This window comes from Weissella confusa (assembly GCF_004766315.1).
GTDB lineage: Bacteria > Bacillota > Bacilli > Lactobacillales > Lactobacillaceae > Weissella > Weissella confusa_A.
In genome coordinates, this window is record NZ_PVSN01000094.1 from 1 (window position 1) to 629 (window position 629).

Annotated in this window: 2 tRNA genes and 2 rRNA genes; all 4 read right to left on the reverse strand. The window is 42.9% G+C overall.

Annotation, left to right across the window (positions count from 1 at the left end):
• A 23S ribosomal RNA gene (locus tag C6P11_RS10825) occupies positions 1 to 84 on the reverse strand; the annotation flags it as partial.
• 204 nt (positions 85 to 288) lie between these two features.
• Positions 289 to 361: transfer RNA gene (locus tag C6P11_RS10830), tRNA-Ala, on the reverse strand.
• A gap of 6 nt (positions 362 to 367) precedes the next feature.
• Positions 368 to 441, reverse strand: a tRNA-Ile gene (locus C6P11_RS10835).
• Between the two features lie 90 nt (positions 442 to 531).
• Positions 532 to 629, reverse strand: a 16S ribosomal RNA gene (locus tag C6P11_RS10840); the annotation flags it as partial.

Below are 629 nucleotides of genomic sequence, written 5' to 3' on the forward strand. Positions count from 1 at the left end.
TCCCCGAAGCATATCGGTGTTAGTCCCGTCCTTCATCGGCTCCTAGTGCCAAGGCATCCACCATGCGCCCTTAATAACTTAACCTATCAACTGACGTTGATGATATAAGTTTGAGTATGTGGCTCAAAGGCCACAAGCGATTTTAAACTAATTTAAAAAACTCAAAAAATTACGCGGTGTATTTTTTTCGGCTCAATTTATATTGAATTAACAATATTAAATGAATTTAAAAATTTACAATTATGATTCAGTTTTCAAAGATCTAATATTGAAACCCGAAGGTTTCAATGGAGAATATCGGGATCGAACCGATGACCCCCTGCTTGCAAAGCAGGTGCTCTCCCAGCTGAGCTAATTCCCCATTATATGGGACTGAGAGGACTCGAACCTCCGACCTCACCCTTATCAGGGGTGCGCTCTAACCAGCTGAGCTACAGTCCCATGAGATTCGACTCTCTGTCTTGTTTGAGTGTAAATCACTCAAAACTGAATATCGTTTCAATGAATGTGTAGGTTTCCGATTTTCCTTAGAAAGGAGGTGATCCAGCCGCAGGTTCTCCTACGGCTACCTTGTTACGACTTCACCCTAATCATCTGTCCCACCTTAGACGGCTGGCTCCCGAAGGTTA